Source organism: Mesorhizobium sp. M0052 (assembly GCF_040323255.1).
Taxonomy (GTDB): domain Bacteria; phylum Pseudomonadota; class Alphaproteobacteria; order Rhizobiales; family Rhizobiaceae; genus Mesorhizobium.
In genome coordinates this window covers 170,767-189,045 of record NZ_JAMYUS010000003.1, presented here as the reverse complement: position 1 = coordinate 189,045, position 18,279 = coordinate 170,767, and the positions used below count along the sequence as shown (strand labels likewise).

General features: G+C 62.9%; 15 protein-coding genes. 13 read left to right on the top strand and 2 right to left on the bottom strand.

The window, feature by feature from the left end; translation table 11 throughout:
- Nucleotides 1–21: 21 nt before the first annotated feature.
- Nucleotides 22–969, bottom strand: a complete 948-nt coding sequence (locus NKJ77_RS05035; protein ID WP_352534439.1) for a GlxA family transcriptional regulator — start codon at nt 967–969, stop codon at nt 22–24.
- An 88-nt stretch (nt 970–1,057) separates the two neighbouring features.
- Between NKJ77_RS05035 and NKJ77_RS05030 the strand changes: the two genes are divergently transcribed.
- The 7 genes from NKJ77_RS05030 (at nt 1,058) to NKJ77_RS05000 (ending at nt 8,192) form a co-directional block, all read left to right on the top strand.
- Nucleotides 1,058–1,765, top strand: coding sequence for a DJ-1/PfpI family protein (locus NKJ77_RS05030; protein WP_023668123.1), 708 nt, complete (start codon nt 1,058–1,060; stop codon nt 1,763–1,765).
- A gap of 121 nt (nt 1,766–1,886) precedes the next feature.
- On the top strand, nt 1,887–2,621 hold the full coding sequence (locus NKJ77_RS05025) for a FadR/GntR family transcriptional regulator (RefSeq protein ID WP_023668124.1): 735 nt from the start codon (nt 1,887–1,889) through the stop codon (nt 2,619–2,621).
- The gene (locus tag NKJ77_RS05020; RefSeq protein ID WP_023712132.1) at nt 2,618–3,814 is read left to right on the top strand and encodes a PLP-dependent transferase; all 1,197 of its coding nucleotides are present in this window, start codon (nt 2,618–2,620) and stop codon (nt 3,812–3,814) included. The genes NKJ77_RS05025 and NKJ77_RS05020 overlap by 4 nt, the downstream gene beginning before the upstream one ends.
- 26 nt (nt 3,815–3,840) lie before the next feature.
- On the top strand, nt 3,841–5,118 hold the full coding sequence (locus tag NKJ77_RS05015; protein WP_023685297.1) for an ABC transporter substrate-binding protein: 1,278 nt from the start codon (nt 3,841–3,843) through the stop codon (nt 5,116–5,118).
- A gap of 231 nt (nt 5,119–5,349) precedes the next feature.
- Nucleotides 5,350–6,273, top strand: coding sequence for a carbohydrate ABC transporter permease (locus NKJ77_RS05010; RefSeq protein WP_023685296.1), 924 nt, complete (start codon nt 5,350–5,352; stop codon nt 6,271–6,273).
- Nucleotides 6,273–7,121 carry a carbohydrate ABC transporter permease gene (locus NKJ77_RS05005; protein ID WP_023691354.1) on the top strand — a complete coding sequence of 283 codons (849 nt, stop codon included), beginning with the start codon at nt 6,273–6,275 and terminating at the stop codon, nt 7,119–7,121. Before NKJ77_RS05010 ends, NKJ77_RS05005 begins: the two co-directional genes overlap by 1 nt.
- Nucleotides 7,122–7,124: 3 nt before the next feature.
- On the top strand, nt 7,125–8,192 hold the full coding sequence (locus NKJ77_RS05000; protein ID WP_352534437.1) for an ABC transporter ATP-binding protein: 1,068 nt from the start codon (nt 7,125–7,127) through the stop codon (nt 8,190–8,192).
- Nucleotides 8,193–8,194: 2 nt separating this feature from the next.
- Here the strand turns inward: NKJ77_RS05000 and NKJ77_RS04995 are convergent, their stop codons facing one another.
- Nucleotides 8,195–9,037, bottom strand: a complete 843-nt coding sequence (locus NKJ77_RS04995; protein WP_081725414.1) for an AraC family ligand binding domain-containing protein — start codon at nt 9,035–9,037, stop codon at nt 8,195–8,197.
- A gap of 247 nt (nt 9,038–9,284) precedes the next feature.
- Between NKJ77_RS04995 and NKJ77_RS04990 the strand changes: the two genes are divergently transcribed.
- The 6 genes from NKJ77_RS04990 to NKJ77_RS04965 all read left to right on the top strand — a co-directional run bounded on the left by NKJ77_RS04990 (nt 9,285) and on the right by NKJ77_RS04965 (nt 18,275).
- A complete protein-coding gene (locus NKJ77_RS04990; protein WP_023754420.1) occupies nt 9,285–10,751 on the top strand; it encodes an alpha-glucosidase/alpha-galactosidase in 1,467 nt (488 codons plus the stop codon).
- A 98-nt stretch (nt 10,752–10,849) separates the two neighbouring features.
- Nucleotides 10,850–12,961, top strand: a complete 2,112-nt coding sequence (locus NKJ77_RS04985; protein ID WP_033000503.1) for an ABC transporter substrate-binding protein — start codon at nt 10,850–10,852, stop codon at nt 12,959–12,961.
- A 99-nt stretch (nt 12,962–13,060) separates the two neighbouring features.
- Nucleotides 13,061–14,068 carry an ABC transporter permease gene (locus NKJ77_RS04980; protein WP_023702135.1) on the top strand — a complete coding sequence of 336 codons (1,008 nt, stop codon included), beginning with the start codon at nt 13,061–13,063 and terminating at the stop codon, nt 14,066–14,068.
- Nucleotides 14,069–15,205 carry an ABC transporter permease gene (locus tag NKJ77_RS04975; RefSeq protein WP_023687914.1) on the top strand — a complete coding sequence of 379 codons (1,137 nt, stop codon included), beginning with the start codon at nt 14,069–14,071 and terminating at the stop codon, nt 15,203–15,205.
- A 10-nt stretch (nt 15,206–15,215) separates the two neighbouring features.
- The gene (locus NKJ77_RS04970) at nt 15,216–16,883 is read left to right on the top strand and encodes an ABC transporter ATP-binding protein (RefSeq protein WP_352462640.1); all 1,668 of its coding nucleotides are present in this window, start codon (nt 15,216–15,218) and stop codon (nt 16,881–16,883) included.
- A gap of 21 nt (nt 16,884–16,904) precedes the next feature.
- Nucleotides 16,905–18,275 (top strand): alpha-glucosidase/alpha-galactosidase, encoded by a 1,371-nt coding sequence (locus tag NKJ77_RS04965; RefSeq protein WP_352534433.1) that lies wholly within the window; start codon nt 16,905–16,907, stop codon nt 18,273–18,275.
- Nucleotides 18,276–18,279: the final 4 nt, after the last annotated feature.

The window sequence follows — 18,279 nt, the reverse complement described above, 5'->3', positions numbered from 1 at the left end:
TAATGGCGCGAGCCGTCGCGATCAGAAACGCTCGCGATAGGCGCGCGGATTGGTGCCCAGCACGCGCAAAAAACCGCGCCGCATGGTTTCTTCCGAGCCGAAACCGCAGCGGCGGGCCGTCTGGTTGACGGGCTGGCCCCGCTCCAGCATCCGTCGCGCCGCCTCGATCCGGATCTCCTCGATCGCGCGGGCGGGTGTCCGGCCCGTGGCCTCGCGATAGCGCCGCGAGAAGCTGCGCGGGCTCATATTGGCGTGGTCGGCCAACTGCGTGAGCGACAGGTCGCCGGCCAGATTTTCGAGGATCCAGCCATGCAGCCGGTCGAAGCGCCCGTCGCCTTGCTGCAGCTTGAGGGTTTGGCTGAACTGCGCCTGGCCGCCGGGACGTTTCAGGAAGACCACCAATTCGCGCGCCACGGCAAGCGCCGTGTGCCGGCCAAGGTCGGCCTCGACAAGGGAGAGGGCGAGATCGATCCCCGCCGTTACGCCGGCGGATGTCCAGACATTGCCGTCGCGGATGAAGATCGGATCGGGTTCGAGGCGGACCGCGGGAAAGCGCCGGGCGAACTCCGCGCAGCGTCCCCAATGGGTCACCGCGCGGCGGCCGTCGAGCAGGCCAGCCGTCGCCAGCAGCATGGCGCCGCTGCAGACGGAAGCGGTTCGCGTGGCATCGCGCGAGCGGCTGGCAATCCATTCGACCAGCTGGGCATCGTCGCAGGCCGCGTTGACGCCCCATCCGCCGGGGACAAGCAGCGTGTCGATCTCACCTCTGTGGGTTGGCAGCGCCGTGGCCTCCAGCACCAGACCGGCCGAGGTCCTTATCCGGGGCGAGGCGGCGACGACCACGACCTCGTAGGGGGCCGGCTCGCCCGCCTGCCGCTTGAAGTCGTTGGCGCTGGCAAAGACCTGGAGCGGTCCGCTGACGTCGAGGAGCTGGATGTCGGGATAGGCAAGCACTTCGATACGGCGCATCGGGTTTTGGCCTGAAACGAGGGGTGAATGGCAATCGTGCCAAACCATGATGCCGTAGATTGCCCGAAGTCAACCCACGGAGATTTCCATGCCCCTTCGTTTCGGCATCCTCGTATTCCCCGACGTCCAACAACTCGACCTCACCGGCCCATACGAAGTCCTGGCATCCGCCAAGGATGCCGAGGTGGAACTGATCTGGAAGGATCGCAACCCGGTGATGTCGTCGACGCACCTCTCCCTCACCCCGACGGCGACCTTTGACGATTGCCGGCCCCTCGACGTGCTGTGCATTCCTGGCGGGGGCGGGGTCAACGCGCTGCTGGAGGACCAGACAGTCCTCGATTTCGTGTGGGAGCGCGCGGGGCAGGTGCGCTACATCACCTCCGTTTGCAGCGGTGCCCTGGTGCTTGGGGCGGCCGGACTGCTGAGGGGCAAGCGCGCGACCACGCACTGGTATGCGCATGATTTCCTCGAGGAGTTCGGAGCGATCCCGGTCGACGAGCGTATCGTCGAAGACGGCAAGCTCATCACCGCCGGCGGTGTCACTTCCGGGATCGATTTCGGCCTGGCGCTGGTTGCGAGGCTGCTTGGACAGGAGGAGGCCGAGATCGTGCAGCTCTCGCTCGAATACGCCCCGGCTCCTCCCTTTCGGTCCGGCACGCCCGCCGAGGCGTCGCCTGCGGTGCTGGCGCAGGCAAAAAAGCGCCTCTCTGGTTCGAGGCGGGTTCGCGAGGCAATCTTCGCTCGCTGGCGCGAGGCTCGCGCCGCCGCTGCGCCGGCGCGCATCCACGGCTGAAGCAGCAAGGCCGAAGGTGCATCCCCTGGCCCTTCGGCCTTGCTGCGTTTCCACTGTTGACAGGTCCCTTCGTCTGTGCAGAAATTGGTTGGACCATTGAACCACTTCGGTAATAGCCCCGGTGACCGAATTCAGCCTTCCGCCGATCCAGACGACGGCCCGCGACGACGCGGTGCTGAAGGCGTTGGCCGGCTTCGTCATGCGCGAGAAGCTGGAACCCGGTGAGAGGCTGCCGACCGAACGCATCCTCGCTGAGCGTCTGAAGGTCAGCCGCAACACGGTGCGCGAGGCGCTGACGCGCTGGGAAGGGCTTGGCCTGGTCGAGCGCCGGCAGGGCTCGGGCACCTATCTCAAGGCCGCCGTCTCGCTCGACATGCTGCACATGCCGCTGACGCTTGCCGGCGGCAATGATTTCACCGGCCTGATGCGCACGCTGGAAATCCGCCGCGCGCTGGAAGCGGAAGCCGCCGCCCTTTGCGCCATTCGTGCCGACAAGGACGACCTCGCCGAGATCGAGCGCAAGCTCGACATCATGGAGGAAGAGTTTCTCAGCCGCGCCGGCATGTCGTCGGAAGAGGACTGGGAATTCCATCAGGCGATCTACCGCGCCTGCGGCAATCCGCTGTTCGAGCAGATTATCGCCGCCATGCACGAACTGTTCCACCGCTTCTGGGAACATCCGCTCGGCGTGCGCGATTTCGGCCACGCAAGCTTTCCCTACCACCGCACCATGTTCGACTGCATCGCCGCGCACGATCCGGAAGGCGCCCGGGCCGAAGCGCTGAAGCTGATCGCCACGGTCGAGGACGATTTGAAGCGCGGCGCCGCCAACCTCAAACTTTCGGTCCGCACATGAACGAGCACAGCTTCGACCCAGGCATTTCCGGCAGCGACTATCTCGCCGAGGCGGCGACGCTTCTGGCGCATGACGACCCGTTCCCCGGCAATGCGGTGGTGCCGCCGATCTACCAGACCTCGCTGTTCACCTTCGCCAGCTATGCCGACATGGCCGATACCTTTGCCGGGCGCAGGAAGCAGCCGATCTATTCGCGCGGCGACAACCCGACAGTGATGGAATTCGAGTCACGCGTCGCAGCGCTTGAAGGTGCTGAAGCCGCACGTGGTTTTTCGAGCGGCATGGCTGCGATCAGCGCGACGTTGCTGGCTTTCGTCGGCGCAGGCGAACGCATCCTTGCGGTACGCAACTGCTATGGCGACGCCTACCGACTGTTCGAGCGGTTGTTCCCGCGCCTGCATATCAAGGTCGACTATGTCGACGGCTCCGATCCGGATGCGGTGGCCGCGGCACTTCCCGGTGCGAAACTGCTCTATCTGGAAAGCCCGACCTCGATGATGTTCGAGCTGCAGGATCTCGAGCATCTGACGCGGCTGGCGAAAGAGCAGGGCATCGTCACCACCATCGACAATTCCTGGGCCACGCCGGTGTTCCAGAAGCCGATCCTGCACGGCGTCGATCTGGTGCTGCATTCCGCCTCGAAATATCTCGGCGGTCACAGCGACACCGTCGCCGGCGTGGTGGCTGGCTCGGCCGCCCATATCAAGCACATCAACGACCAGACCTACTCGCAGCTTGGCGCAAAGCTGTCGCCCTTCGAGGGCTGGCTGCTGTTGCGCGGCCTGCGCACGCTGCCGCTGAGACTGCCGCATCACATGAAGAGCGGGCTCATCATCGCCGAGCGCTTGAAGGCGCATGACAAGGTCGAGCGGGTCAATCATCCCGCCTATTCCAACCATCCCGGCAAGAAGACGCTTGCCGGCTATGCCGGGCTGTTCTCCTTCGAGGTGACGGAGGATGTCGACATTCCCGCTTTCGTCGATGCGCTGAAATTTTTCCGCATCGGCGTCAGCTGGGGCGGTCATGAAAGCCTCGTCGTGCCGGCAAAGGCCTCGCTCGAGCAGACACCGGGTCTCAATTCGATGGCGCGCTTCGGCGTCAGCCCCCGAACCATCCGCTTCAATGTCGGATTGGAAAGCGTCGAAGACCTCTGGGCCGACATCGGCCAGGCCTTCGACAAAGCAAAAAAATGACTGGGTTCAAAATGGGAGTTCTGAACATGAAACGACTGAGCATCATGCTTGCCACCGCTGCCGGCCTGGCGATGTCCGCCAGCGGCGCATTGGCCGACACCACCCTCAAGCTGGTCGAGGTCATCACCAGCCCGCAGCGCACCGAATTCCTGAAGAAGCAGATCGCCGAGTTCGAGGCCGCCAATGCCGGCGTCAAGGTCGAGGTGGTCTCGCTGCCCTGGGGGCAGGCCTTCGAGAAATTCCTCACCATGGTGCAGGCCGGCGATACGCCCGACATCGTCGAGATGCCGGAGCGCTGGATGGGCCTGTACGCCACCAACGGCCAGCTCGAGGATCTCGGCCCTTACATGGCCAAATGGGACGACGCCAAGACGCTGGGCGACCGCGCCAAGCAATTCGGCTCGACCGTCAACAACACCCAGTTCATGATCCCGTACGGCTACTATGTGAATGCGCTGTTCTGGAACAAGAAGCTGTTCAAGGAGGCCGGTCTCGACGGCCCGCCGGCGACGCTCGACGACTTCATCGCCGACTCCAAGAAGATCTCCGCCATTCCGGGCAAGTACGGCTACTGCCTGCGCGGTGGCCCGGGCGCCTTCAACGGCATGCACATGTTCATGAACATCGCCGCTGGCAAGGGCGGCTACTTCAACGAGGACGGCACCTCGACCATCAACGAGGAGGGCTCGGTCAAGGGCCTGCAGATGCTGGCCGACATGTACAAGGACGGGCTGGCGCCCAAGGATGCGGTGAGCTGGGGTTTTAACGAGACTGTCACCGGCTTCTATTCCGGCACCTGCGCCATGCTCAACCAGGATCCGGATGCGCTGATCGGCATTGCCGACAAGATGAGTGCCGACGATTTTGCCGTGGCGCCGCTGCCTGTGGGGCCAAGCGGCAAATCCTATCCGACGCTGGGCTATGCCGGCTGGGCGATGTTCGCCAATTCGCAGCACAAGGACGATGCCTGGAAGCTGATGGCGACGCTGTTGTCGCCCAAGGACAATCTCGAATGGGCCAAGGAAGTCGGCGTCGTGCCGATCCACAATGGCGCCGACCAGGATGCCCACTTCAAGACCGAGCAGTTCAAAGGCTGGTTCACCGAACTCAGCGACACTTCCAAATATGAAATGGTGACGCCGCCGACACATCTGGAGAACCTCGGCAATTTCGTCGACCAGGTGGCGATCAAGAATTTCCAGGAAGTGCTGCTCGGCCAGAAGTCGGCCAAGGACGTTGCCGATCAATGGGCCGCGTTCCTGACCAAGGAACAGCAGGACTGGCTGGCCAAGAACAAGAAGTAGTTCTTCCACCTTCTCCCCGTTTACGGGGAGAAGGTGGCCCGAATGCATGTCGCCAAAAAGTGCGTAGCGGTTTTGGGACAACGACATGCACAGACAGGCCCGGATGAGAGGCAGCGCGAGCACCCCAAGGCTGGCGCCGCCCCTCATCTGCCTGCCGGCATCTTCTCCCCGTGAACGGGGAGAAGGGTGCTGTTGCCGCTGTCGGCACCCACCCATGATTGTTGAGCGCTAATGACTTATGCCGTGTCCGAAATACGATCCGCCGGCCGGCCGCGAAAGAAGCGGCTGACGCATGCGGCCATCGAGCCCTGGCTTTATCTTTCGCCGGCGATCGTTCTGCTGGTCGTGGTGCTGTTGGTGCCGCTGATCATCGGCATCAGCTATTCGTTCCGGAAGTTCTCCGCCTTCAAATCCGAATATGTCGGTCTAGGCCAGTATCAGGCGATGCTGACCGACCAGGTGCTGGGGCAGGCGCTGGTCAACACGCTGTGGTGGACCGTCGCCAGCCTGTTCTTCCAGTTCTTCCTCGGCCTGGGTCTGGCGTTGCTGCTCGACAAACCGTTTGTCGGGCGCAAGTTCGTGCAGGCGGTGGTGTTCCTGCCCTGGGCGGTGCCATCTTTCCTGTCGGGCCTGACCTGGGCGTGGCTGTTCAATCCGATCATCGGACCACTGCCGCATTGGCTCTTCACGCTCGGGCTGAAGGCCGAGCCGACCAATGTGCTGTCCGATCCGGCGACCGCCATGTGGGGGCCGATCATCGCCAACATCTGGTTCGGCATTCCGTTCTTCGCCATCACGCTGCTGGCGGCGCTGAAGTCGATCCCGTCGGAACTGCATGAGGCGGCCGCAATCGACGGCGCTTCGCCTTGGCAGCGCTTCACCAAGGTGACGCTGCCGTTCCTGGCACCGACCATCGTCATCACCGTCATGCTGCGTACGATCTGGATCGCGACCTTCGCCGATCTGATCTTCGTCATGACCGAGGGCGGGCCGGCCGGCTCGACCAGCACGGTGCCGGTCTACATCTATGTCAGCGCCTTCAAGTCGCTGGACAAGGGCTATGCCTCCGCGGTGGCGGTGCTGCTACTGGTACTGCTCATCGCCTATGCGATCGCGCTGATCGCCATCCGCCGCTTGCTGGTGAGGCACGTCTGATGATTGCCGGACGCTCCACCTCCTCGCGCATCTTCAGCGGCGTCGGCCTCTACGCGGCGATTGCCGCCTATATGATCTTCGCCCTGTTCCCGATCTTCTGGACGCTGAAGATTTCGGTGACGCCGGAGCGGCTGCTCTATTCCGAGGGCATCACGCTGTGGCCGTCGCAGACGACCTTCCGCAACTTCATCACTGTCCTGGAAGCCTCTGACTTCCCCCGCTATTTCCTCAACAGCGTCATCGTCTCGGTGTCGACCGCGGCGCTCGTCACGGTCATCGCCACCCTCGCCGGCTACGCCATGTCGCGCTTCACCTTTCGCGGCAAGGCGACACTGGCGATCATGCTTTTGCTCACGCAAACCTTTCCGCTGGTGATGGTCATTCCGCCGATCTACCGCGTCATGGGCGAGCTTGGCCTGACCAACAGCCTGGTCGGTCTGATCATCATCTACACGGCCTTCAACACCGCCTTCGCCACCTTCCTGATGCAGTCCTTCTTCGACGGCATTCCGAAGGATCTGGAGGAAGCGGCGATGATCGACGGCTGCACGCGGGCGCAGGCGATGCGCAAGGTGATCGTGCCGCTGACCTTGCCCGGCATGGGCGCCACGCTCGGCTTCGTCTTCACCGCCGCCTGGAGCGAATTGCTGTTCGCGCTGATGCTGATCTCCAGCGACGACCAGAAGACCTTTGCCGTCGGCCTGCTCACCTATATCGGCAAGTTCGCCGTGGACTGGGGGCAGATGATGGCGGCGTCGATCCTGGCGCTGATCCCGGTCTGCATCTTCTTCGCCTTCCTGCAACGCTATCTCGTCACCGGCCTCACCGCCGGCGCGGTCAAAGGATAATCGATGGCTTCCGTCACGCTGCAAAACGTCGAGAAGGACTACGGTTCGCTGCGCATCCTGCACGGCGTCGACCTCGAAATCGCCGATGGCGAGTTCGTCGTTCTGGTCGGCCCGTCCGGCTGCGGCAAGTCGACCCTTTTGCGCATGATTGCCGGGCTGGAGGAAGTGTCGGGCGGCGAGATCCATATCGGCGATCGGCTGGTCAACGATATCGCGCCGAAGGACCGCGATATTGCCATGGTTTTCCAGTCCTACGCGCTCTATCCGCACATGGACGTGTCGTCGAACATGGGCTTCAGCCTGCTTTTGAAGAAGGCGGAGAAGACGACGATCGACGGCAGGGTAGGGGCGGCGGCCAAGCGCCTCGGCCTCGACAGTTTCCTCGGACGTCTGCCCAGGCAACTGTCCGGCGGCCAGCGCCAGCGCGTCGCCATGGGCCGCGCCATCGTGCGCGATCCCAAAGTGTTCCTGTTCGACGAACCGCTCAGCAATCTCGACGCCAAATTGCGCGTCCATATGCGCGCCGAGATCAAGGCGCTGCACCAGCAGCTCAAGACCACATCGGTCTATGTCACCCACGACCAGATCGAAGCCATGACTATGGCCGACCGCATCGTCGTCATGCATGACGGTTACGTCCAGCAGGTCGGCCATCCGCTCGAACTCTACGATCGGCCGATCAACACTTTTGTGGCCGGCTTCATCGGCTCGCCCGGCATGAATTTCTTTCCGGCGACAGTCGCCAAGGGCGGCAAGGTGGATGCGGTGCTGGCCGACAGCCAGAAGCTGAGATTGCCGGATGGATTGCCGCTCACGGATGGTGACAAGCTCACCGTCGGGTTACGGCCGGAGCACATCCAGCTCGCCGACGACGGAGGGCTCATGGCAGAGGTCGAGGTGGTCGAGCCGCTCGGCCTGTCGACGCAGTTCTATGTCCGGCTCGCCAATCAGCTGGTTTGTGTCTTCGTCATGGGACGCAGCACTATCCGGCCGGGCGACACGGTAAGACTGTCTGCCGATCCGGCGGCCCTGCATCTGTTCGATCCCGCAAGCGGCAACCGCATCGGGTAATCCTATCGAAGGCTGCCCAGGCTGGCATACATGCCGGTGGTGCGGAACTGCGTCGGGTTGATGCCGTAGAGCCGGCGGAAGACTTTCGAGAAATAGTTGGCGTCCTCGAAGCCGCACAGGATGGCGACCTCCTTGACTGGCAGGAAATCGGCTTTGGTTAGCAGCTTCGCCGCCCGCTGCAGCCGCTGCTGCAGCACGAACTCGGCCGGCGGAACGCCTTCGCTCTCGGCGAAGCAGCGCGAGAAATGGGCGCGGCTGAGGCCGCTGATCTGGACGAGCTCGGCCACGGGCAAGGGCTTGTCGAGATTGGCGTTGATATGATCGATGACCGGCTGCATGACGCTCTGTTTCTCAGTGAAGGCGTGCGAGCCGAAGACATCGTCGTAAAGCGCCATCGCCGCCTCATAGGCGATTGCCGAAGCAGCGCCAGGCGAAGCGCCACCCTTGATCAGGCGCAGGCTGCAATCGGCGAGATGATCGATCGTCTCCGGCTGCAGCCGAAACACCGGGCCGGAGACGCTGAGTATGGATTTGTGGACGCGCAGCGCCTCCTCGCCATTCATCGAGATCCAGAAATATTCCCAGCGGTCGCCCTTCTCCAGCCAGTAGCGATGGTTGTGTGGCACCAGCACCAGCAGCGTGTCGTTGGCCTGCAGGCGGTAGTTGCGGTTCTCGTAGCGCAGCTGGCCGGTGCCGCTGATCGTGTGCTGCAGCACGGTGAACGGTGTCTGGCCGCGCTTGCGCCCATCCCAGTCATAGGTCACGCCCTCGCGTACTTCATAGCCGGTGCTGGTTGGCATGGCATGCAGGCGCTGGCGGCCGCGCGGCAGCGAGATGGTGCGCATCAACTGTCCGTTGGCGATCAGATCATGCAGCACAAAATTACCCTCGAAAGCATAATCGTTCTCTGGCCGCGCCCTGGAATAACGGCATAATCCAAATCCTGAGAACGCGAAAGACCCGCGGTCGAGGAGCGGGCGGGGAGGAGAACGAGCCGGAATTCCGGCTCGAATGGCATGCGCGCCGAGGCGAGCCGCCATTCCCTTTCCTGTTGCTCCTTACCCGGCATTTCGAATGCATCGAGGTGAGGTGATGAGTTTCAAAATCGCTATTATCGGCGCCGGCAGCGTCGGCTTCACCAAGAAGCTGTTCACCGATATTTTGTGCGTCCCGGAATTCAGCGACATCGAATTCGCGCTGACCGATCTCAGCGAACACAATCTGCAAATGATCAAGGCGATCCTCGACCGCATCGTCGAGGCCAACAAGCTGCCGACCAGGGTGACGGCGACGACCGACCGCCGCAAGGCGCTGGAAGGCGCGCGCTACGTCATCAGCTGCGTCCGGGTGGGCGGGCTCGAAGCCTATGCCGACGATATCCGCATTCCCTTGAAATACGGCATCGACCAGTGCGTCGGTGACACGATTTGCGCCGGGGGCATCCTCTACGGCCAGCGCAACATCCCGGTCATCCTCGACTTCTGCAAGGATATATTGGAGGTCGCCGAGCCAGGCGCCAAATTCCTCAACTATGCCAACCCGATGGCGATGAACACCTGGGCGGCGATCGAATATGGCAAGGTCGATACGGTCGGCCTCTGCCACGGTGTCCAGCACGGCGCCGAACAGATCGCCGAAGTGCTCGGCGCCAAGTCGCACAGCGAACTCGATTATGTCTGCTCCGGTATCAACCACCAGACCTGGTTCATCGATTTGCGGCTCAACGGCCGCAAGATCGGCAAGGACGAACTGGTGGCTGCCTTCGAGGCGCATCCGGTCTATTCGCAGCAGGAAAAGCTGCGCATCGACGTGCTGAAGCGCTTCGGCGTCTACTCCACCGAAAGCAACGGTCATCTCTCCGAATATCTGCCCTGGTATCGCAAGCGGCCGGACGAAATCACCCGCTGGATCGACATGTCCGATTGGATCCATGGCGAGACCGGCGGCTATCTTCGCTACTCCACGGAAACCCGCAACTGGTTCGAGACGGAATATCCGCAATTCCTCGAAGCGGCGTCGAAGCCGCTCGACGTATCGAAGCGCTCGAACGAGCATGCCAGCCATATTCTCGAAGCGCTGGAGACGAACCGCGTCTATCGCGGCCACTTCAACGTCAAGAACGCCGGCATCATCACCAATCTGCCGCAGGACGCGATCATCGAATCGCCCGGTTTCGTCGATCGCTTCGGCATCAACATGGCGTCAGGCATCACGCTGCCGGAAGCCTGCGCGGCCACCTGCATGGCTTCGATCAACGTTCAGCGCATGTCGGTGCATGCGGCTGTTACGGGCGACATTGACCTGCTCAAGCTCGCGGTGCTGCACGATCCGCTGGTGGGTGCGGTGTCGACGCCGGAAGAGGTCTGGCAGATGGTCGACGAGATGGTCGTCGCCCAGGCGCGTTGGCTGCCGCAATACGCCGATGCCGTGCCGGCCGCCAAGGAGCGGCTTTCGAAATCGATGGTGAAAACCCGCGACTGGGCGGGTGCGGCGCGGCGCAAAGTGCGCTCGATCGAGGAACTGCGCGCCGAAAAAACGGCCCTGAAACAGGCCGGCTGAGAATGCTGGCAGGCGGACAGCGGGAGGCCGGTTCGCCAATCAGCCATCATGAATAGATGCGGGCAGCAGCAGACGTCGAAACATCTGGGAGGAACACAATGAGGAACTTTCGTGGAATTGGAATTCTCGCCGGGCGAAGAATGGGCATTCTCGCCGGGCTGGCGCTGAGCGTCTCGGCATTGGCGCTTGGCAGTGCATACGCGTCCGAGCCGACCACGCCGCCGGCGCCGGCGGCGTTTCCCGCCGAGGGCAAGATCAAATACGTCGCCCGCGATTCCATCCTGGAGTTCAAGGCGCTGCCCGAATATCACGAGCCCGAGTGGGTCACCGAGAAATACGTCAAGACTGGCAAGCTGCCGCCGGTCAAGGATCGCCTGCCGAAGGAGCCGCTGGTGTTCAAGACCGGCAACATGCCGGACGGCATCGGCGTTTATGGCGACACCATGCGCCACGTCATTGGCGGCCGGCCGGAAGGCTGGAATTATGGCGCCGGCCAGACCCAAGGATGGGGCGGCATCGACATCGGCCTTTCGGAATGCCTGACGCGCACCGCGCCTTTGTTCCAGGTCGAGGCCAAGGACACCGAGCCGCTGCCCAACCTCGCCAGGAGCTGGGACTGGTCGAAGGATGGCCACACGCTGACCATGCACCTGGTCGAAGGCGCCAAATGGTCTGACGGCGTTGCCTTCAATGCCGACGATGTCATGTTCTACTGGGACGATGAGGTCGTCGACCCCAATGTCTCGCCGTTGAACGGCGCCACAGCGGAAACCTTCGGTGTCGGCACGACGCTGAAGAAGGTCGACGACTACACCGTCGAGTGGACCTTCAAGGACGCTTTCCCCAAACAGTATCTCTACGCCATGGCCTATGGCACCTTCTGCCCCGGCCCAGCGCATATCCTCAAGCCGCAGCATCCGAAGTACTCGAAGAATACCTACGAGCAGTTCAAGAACGCGTTCCCGCCGGAATATATGAACATTCCGGTGATGGGCGCCTGGGTGCCGGTGGAGTATAGGCCCGACGACATCATCGTCTTGCGCCGCAATCCCTACTACTGGAAGGTCGACGAGAAGGGCAACCAGCTGCCCTATCTCAACGAACTGCACTACAAGCTGTCGACCTGGGCCGACCGCGACGTGCAGGCGGTGGCAGGGGCCGCCGACTTCTCCAACCTTGAGCAGCCGGAGAATTTCGTCGCTTCGCTGAAGCGAGCGGCGGACAAGGACGCGCCGGCCCGGCTCGCCTTTGGCCCGCGCCTGATCGGCTACAATCTGCGCATGAACTTTTCCGCCAATGGCTGGGGCAATCCCGACGAACGCGGCCAGGCGATCCGCGAGCTCAATCGCAATGAGGACTTCCGCAAGGGCATCACCATGGCGCTCGACCGCAAGGCGCTCGGCGACTCGCTGGTCAAGGGGCCGTTCACCGCCATCTACCCCGGTGGCTTTTCCTCGGGCACCAGCTTCTATGACCGCAACTCGACCGTCTACTATCCCTTCGACATCGAGGGCGCCAAGGCGGAACTGGCAAAGGCTGGTCTCAAGGATACGGATGGCGACGGCTTCGTGAACTTCCCGGCCGGGACCGCCGGCGGCAAGAATGTCGAGATCGTGATGCTGGTCAACAATGACTACGGCACTGACAAGAGCCTCGCCGAAGGCGTCGTCGGCCAGATGGAAAAGCTTGGCATCAGGGTCGTGCTCAACGGCCTTAACGGCACCCAGCGTGATGCCTCGCAATATTCCGGCCGCTTCGACTGGCTGATCAGGCGCAACGAGCAGGAGCTGACTTCCGTCGTGCAGAATACCGTGCAACTCGCGCCCGTCGGACCCAAGACCAGCTGGGATCACCGCGCGCCCGAAAGCGGCGTGGTCGACCTGATGCCGTTCGAAAAGGAGCTTGTCGACATCGTCAACAAGTTCGTCTCCTCGTCAGACAATGACGAGCGCGCCAGCCTGATGAAGACGTTCCAGAAGATCTCGACGGAGCATGTCTACAATATCGGACTGACCGAATATCCCGGCGCCCTGATCATCAACAAGCGCTTCTCCAACATCCCGCAGGGAACGCCGATCTTCATGTTCAACTGGGCCGAGGATTCGATCGTGCGCGAACGCGTCTTCGTCGCCGCCGACAAGCAGCAGAAATACGAACTCTTTCCCGACCAGCTTCCCGGCAAGCCCGGCGACAAGGGTCCGACGAACTGAGTTTCCTCCCCTGGCTGACGCCCGGCCGCGCTGCGCGCGCGGCCGGGACGGAGTAAGGTCAGCGGCAACAGATTAGATTCAAGGAGGAGAAACGGTCCGATGCTGCGATTCCTGGCCATGCGCATAGCATCGGCGGTTCCGGTCATGGTCATCCTGAGCCTGGTCACCTTTGCCATCATCCAGGCGCCGCCGGGCGACTATGCCGACTATATCCGCTCGCAGCTCATCAACCAGGGCGGGGCGTCTTTTGCCGAAGCCGACGCGCAGGCGCAGGCCTATAGGGTCGAGCACGGCCTCGATAAACCGCTGCCCGTCCAGTACCTGAACTGGGTCGCCGGCATCGTCACCCGCGGCGATTTCGGCTACAGCCTCTATTACAACAAGCCGGTCGCCGCCGTGGTCGGCGAGCGGCTGCCGCGCACGCTGCTGCTGGCGCTGGTCTGCCATCTGCTGGCCTCGGTGCTCGGCATCACCTTCGGCATCTGGGCGGCGACCAGGCAATACACATGGATCGACTCGGCGCTGTCGGCAATCTCCTTCCTCGGCATGACGGTGCCGCGCTTCCTGATGGCGCTGATCATCGTCTATCTCCTGGTCTTCCAGTTCAACGTGTCGGAGATCGGCAGCTTCTTCTCGCCGCAATATGGCGGCGCGCCGTGGTCGTGGGCGAAATTCGCCGACCTCGTCAAGCATGTCTGGCCGGTGGTGGCGATCGCCACCTTCGGCGGGCTCGCCTACAATATGCGCGTCATGCGCGGCAATCTGCTCGATACGCTGAACGCGCAATATGTCGAGACGGCCAAGGCCAAGGGCCTGACCGGCAGCGCCGTCGTCATGCGCCATGCCGTGCCCAACGCACTGCACCCGCTCATCATGTATCAGGGCGTGGTGCTGCCCTACATGCTGACCGGCGAGATCGAGACGGCGATCATCTTTGCGCTGCCGACGGTCGGGCCGGCCATTGTCGGCTCGATGGCGGTCGGCGACGTCTATGTCACGGCGACCTTCATGATGGTGCTGTCGGCAACGCTGATCGTCGGCAACATCATCGCCGACATGCTGCTCGCGCTGCTCGATCCGCGCGTGCGCCAGTTCAGGGAGAGCTAGATGCTGGCGCGCGACCCATCCCCGCCGCCGCCCCCGGCTGAAGCAACCGCGATTGCGACCCCGCGCGGCAATGAGAGCTATATGGCGCTGGTCTGGCGCCGGCTGAGGCGCTCCTGGACCGGCATGGCCGGGCTGATCCTGGTGGTTCTTCTGGTGCTGATGGCGCTGTTCGCCGATTTCTTCGCGCCGATGGACCCCAAGGTGACCGATGTCGCTTTCGCCCCGCCGCAAGTGATGAGTTTTCACGACAGAGACGGGAATTTCGTGCTCCAGCCGCGGGTCTATGCGCTGGCGGATTCTGCAGACCTTGACCCGGTCACCTTCCAGCCGGTCGTCGGGCCGGATTACGAGCATCCGCGCCTGCTCGGCTTCTTCGTCAAGGGCGCCGACTACCGGCTGCTTGGCCTGATCCCCGCCAACCGGCATTTCTTCGCTTCGGCCGACGGCCAGCCGGTGCATTTTCTCGGCACCGACAAATTCGGCCGGGATGTGTTGTCGCGCGCCATCCAGGGCTCGCGCGTCTCGCTGATGATAGCGCTGACGGTGGTGTTCATCATCACCGTCATCGGCACCACGGTCGGCATGGTCTCGGGCTATTTCGGCGGCCGCTTCGACGTCTGGATGCAGCGCTTCGTCGAGTTGGTGCTCGCCTTCCCGCAATTGCCGCTCTATCTTGCGCTGACGACGCTGATCCCGGTGACCGCGCCGACCAACGTCTTCCTCGCCTTTGTCATCATCGTCATGTCGGCGCTGGGCTGGGCGCAGATGTCGCGCGAGGTGCGCGGCAAGACGCTGGCGCTGGCGCGGATCGACTATGTGCGCGCTGCCATGGCGGTCGGCGCCACCGACATGCGTATCATCATGCAGCACATTTTTCCCAATGTGATGAGCCACGTCATCGTCGCCGTGACGATCGCGATCCCGACGGTGGTACTGCTCGAAGCCTTTCTCGGCTTCCTCGGCTTCGCCGTGAAACCGCCGCTGATCTCATGGGGGCTGATGCTGCAGGACACGGCTACCTATTCGGTCATCGGCACCTATCCGTGGATCCTGTCACCGGTCGGCTTCGTGCTGATCACCGTCTTTGCCTTCAACGCGCTGGGCGACGGCCTGCGCGATGCCGTCGATCCCTATTGAGGTGGCCGGGATGACCGTAGCGCTCGCAGCCACCTTCGCACCAGCCGTCCGGCTCGACCATGCCGGCCGCCACGACCAACCCATCATCGATGCCCGCAACATCGAGGTCGCCTTCAAGGTCGAGCACGGCGTCGTCGACGCGGTGAAGGATGTCTCGTTCCAGCTCTATCGCGGCGAGACGATCGCCATCGTCGGCGAGTCCGGTTCCGGCAAGTCGGTGACGGCGCGCGCTGTCATGGGGCTCTTGTCGAAGCGGGCCACCGTGTCGCCGAACTCGACCATCGACTATTGCGGGCAGGACATATTGAAATTCCCCGAGAGCGCCCGGCGCAAGCTGCGCGGCAATCGCATCTCGATGATTTTCCAGGAGCCGATGAGTTCGCTCAACCCGATCTATACGGTCGGCAGCCAGATCGTGGAGGCGATCAGGGTGCATCGAAAGGTCAGCCGCAAGCAAGCCTGGGCGCGGGCGCTCGAGCTTTTGCGGCATGTCCAGATCCCCGAGCCGGAAGCGCGCATCAAGCAGTATCCGCACCAGATGTCGGGCGGGCAGCGCCAGCGCGTGATGATCGCCATGGCGCTCGCCAACGACCCCGATGTGCTGATCGCCGACGAGCCAACGACAGCGCTCGACGTCACGGTGCAAGCACAGATCCTCAATTTGATCCGCAATCTGCAAAAAGAACTCAGGATGGCGGTCATCCTGATCACCCACGACCTCACCGTGGTGCGAAAATTCTCCGACTATGTCTATGTCATGCAGCATGGCGAGATGTGCGAGCACAACGTCACCGAGCGGCTGTTCGCCGACCCGCAGCATGCCTATACCAAGCGGCTGCTCGCTTCAGAGCCGCACGGCAAGCCGCAGCCGCTGCCGGAAAACAGCGGCACCATCCTCGAGGCCCGCGATATGCGCGTCTGCTTCATGCTGCGCCATGGCAGCTTCCTGAAGCCGGACTGGCGCGAGCTGGTCGCCGTCGACGATCTCGGCCTGAAGCTTTGCCGCCACGAAACACTGGGGCTGGTCGGCGAATCCGGCTCCGGCAAGACCACGTTCGGTCTCGCCTTGCTCAAGCTCACCGAGGCCAAGCGTGGCGAGGTCAGCTTCGACGGCCAGCCAATCCACGGCCTGTCGCGCGCCGAGATGCGGCCGCTGCGCTCGCGCATGCAGGTCGTCTTCCAGGATCCGTTCTCCTCGCTCAACCCGCGCATGACGATCGGTCAGATCATCGAGGAAGGGCTGGTCGTCAACAGGATCGGCGCGACACGGCGCGAGCGGGTCGATCGGGTGCGCGACGCCCTGGTCAGCGCCGGCATGCCCGGCGATATCCTGTCACGGTTCCCGCACGAATTTTCCGGGGGCCAGCGGCAGCGCATCGCCATTGCCCGAGCCATCGCGCTGGAGCCCGAATTCATCCTGCTCGACGAACCGACATCGGCGCTCGACCTTTCGGTGCAGGCGCAGATCATCGACTTGTTGCGCAAGCTGCAGGACGAACGCGGCCTTAGCTATCTCTTCATTTCGCACGACCTCAAGGTGGTGCGCGCGCTCTGCCATCGCGTCATCGTCATGCAGAACGGCAAGATCGTCGAACAGGGACCCGTCGACGAGGTCCTCACCCATCCCAAGACCGCCTACACCGAACGGCTCGTCAGGGCCGCCTTCGACGTGGCGTAGCAAAGTGCCGGAGGTTTTATAGTGGCAAGACATCCCAGGATCACCTTCATTGGCGCGGGTTCGACCGTGTTCATGAAGAACATTGTCGGCGACGTGCTGCAGCGGCCATCGCTGTCAGGCGCGACGATCGCGCTGATGGACATCAATCCGCAGCGGCTGGAAGAGAGCGCCATCGTCGTCAACAAGCTGATCGCGACGCTGGGCGTGAAGGCGAAGGCCGAGACCTATTCCGACCAACGCAAGGCGCTCGCCGGTGCCGACTTCGTCGTCGTCGCCTTCCAGATCGGCGGTTACGAGCCCTGCACCGTCACCGATTTCGAGGTGCCGAAGAAATACGGCCTGCGCCAGACCATTGCCGACACGCTCGGCGTCGGCGGCATCATGCGCGGCCTCCGGACCGTGCCGCATCTGTGGAAGATCTGCGACGACATGCTGGCCGTCTGCCCCGACGCGATCATGCTGCAATATGTGAACCCGATGGCGATCAACACCTGGGCGATCTCAGAGAAATACCCTGAGATCAAACAGGTAGGCCTCTGCCACTCGGTGCAGGGCACGGCGATGGAACTGGCGCACGATCTCGACATTCCCTACGACGAGATACGCTACCGCTCGGCCGGCATCAACCACATGGCCTTCTACCTGAAGTTCGAGCACCGGCAGCCGGATGGCTCTTACCGCAACCTCTATCCGGACCTCGTCCGCGCCTATCGCGAGGGCAGGGCGCCGAAGCCGGGCTGGAACCCACGCTGCCCCAACAAGGTGCGCTACGAGATGCTGACGCGGCTCGGCTATTTCGTCACCGAAAGCTCCGAGCATTTCGCCGAATACACGCCCTATTTCATCAAGGAAGGGCGCCCCGACCTGATCGAGAAGTTCGGCATTCCGCTCGACGAATATCCCAAGCGCTGCATCGAACAGATCGAGCGCTGGAAGGGCCAGGCCGAGGCCTATCGCTCGGCCGACCGCATCGAGGTCGAGCAGTCGAAGGAATACGCGTCCTCGATCATGAATTCGGTGTGGACCGGCGAGCCGTCGGTGATCTACGGCAATGTCCGCAACAATGGCTGCATCACCTCGCTGCCGGACAATTGCGCCGCCGAGGTGCCGTGCCTGGTGGACGCCTCCGGCATCCAGCCGACCTATATTGGCGAGCTGCCGCCGCAACTCACCGCGTTGATACGCACCAACATCAATGTGCAGGAATTGACGGTGCAGGCGTTGATGACCGAAAACCGCGAGCACATTTACCACGCGGCGATGATGGATCCGCATACGGCCGCCGAACTCGATCTCGACCAGATCTGGGCGCTGGTCGATGAGTTGCTGGCGACACATGGCGACTGGCTGCCGGCCTGGGCGCGTGGGAGCGCCAAGGTCCGGGCCGCCTGAGCGC

Bases quoted from the DNA above. Each gene is read 5' to 3' on its own strand.
- NKJ77_RS04980 (WP_023702135.1), top strand. From the start codon at position 13,061: ATGCTGCGATTCCTGGCCATGCGCATAGCATCGGCGGTTCCGGTCATG.
- NKJ77_RS04990 (WP_023754420.1), top strand. From the start codon at position 9,285: ATGAGTTTCAAAATCGCTATTATCGGCGCCGGCAGCGTCGGCTTCACC.
- NKJ77_RS04970 (WP_352462640.1), top strand. From the start codon at position 15,216: ATGACCGTAGCGCTCGCAGCCACCTTCGCACCAGCCGTCCGGCTCGAC.
- NKJ77_RS05000 (WP_352534437.1), top strand. From the start codon at position 7,125: ATGGCTTCCGTCACGCTGCAAAACGTCGAGAAGGACTACGGTTCGCTG.
- NKJ77_RS04985 (WP_033000503.1), top strand. From the start codon at position 10,850: ATGAGGAACTTTCGTGGAATTGGAATTCTCGCCGGGCGAAGAATGGGC.
- NKJ77_RS05010 (WP_023685296.1), top strand. From the start codon at position 5,350: ATGACTTATGCCGTGTCCGAAATACGATCCGCCGGCCGGCCGCGAAAG.
- NKJ77_RS05035 (WP_352534439.1), bottom strand. From the start codon at position 969: ATGCGCCGTATCGAAGTGCTTGCCTATCCCGACATCCAGCTCCTCGAC.
- NKJ77_RS05030 (WP_023668123.1), top strand. From the start codon at position 1,058: ATGCCCCTTCGTTTCGGCATCCTCGTATTCCCCGACGTCCAACAACTC.
- NKJ77_RS05005 (WP_023691354.1), top strand. From the start codon at position 6,273: ATGATTGCCGGACGCTCCACCTCCTCGCGCATCTTCAGCGGCGTCGGC.
- NKJ77_RS05015 (WP_023685297.1), top strand. From the start codon at position 3,841: ATGAAACGACTGAGCATCATGCTTGCCACCGCTGCCGGCCTGGCGATG.
- NKJ77_RS05020 (WP_023712132.1), top strand. From the start codon at position 2,618: ATGAACGAGCACAGCTTCGACCCAGGCATTTCCGGCAGCGACTATCTC.
- NKJ77_RS04995 (WP_081725414.1), bottom strand. From the start codon at position 9,037: ATGCGCACCATCTCGCTGCCGCGCGGCCGCCAGCGCCTGCATGCCATG.
- NKJ77_RS04975 (WP_023687914.1), top strand. From the start codon at position 14,069: ATGCTGGCGCGCGACCCATCCCCGCCGCCGCCCCCGGCTGAAGCAACC.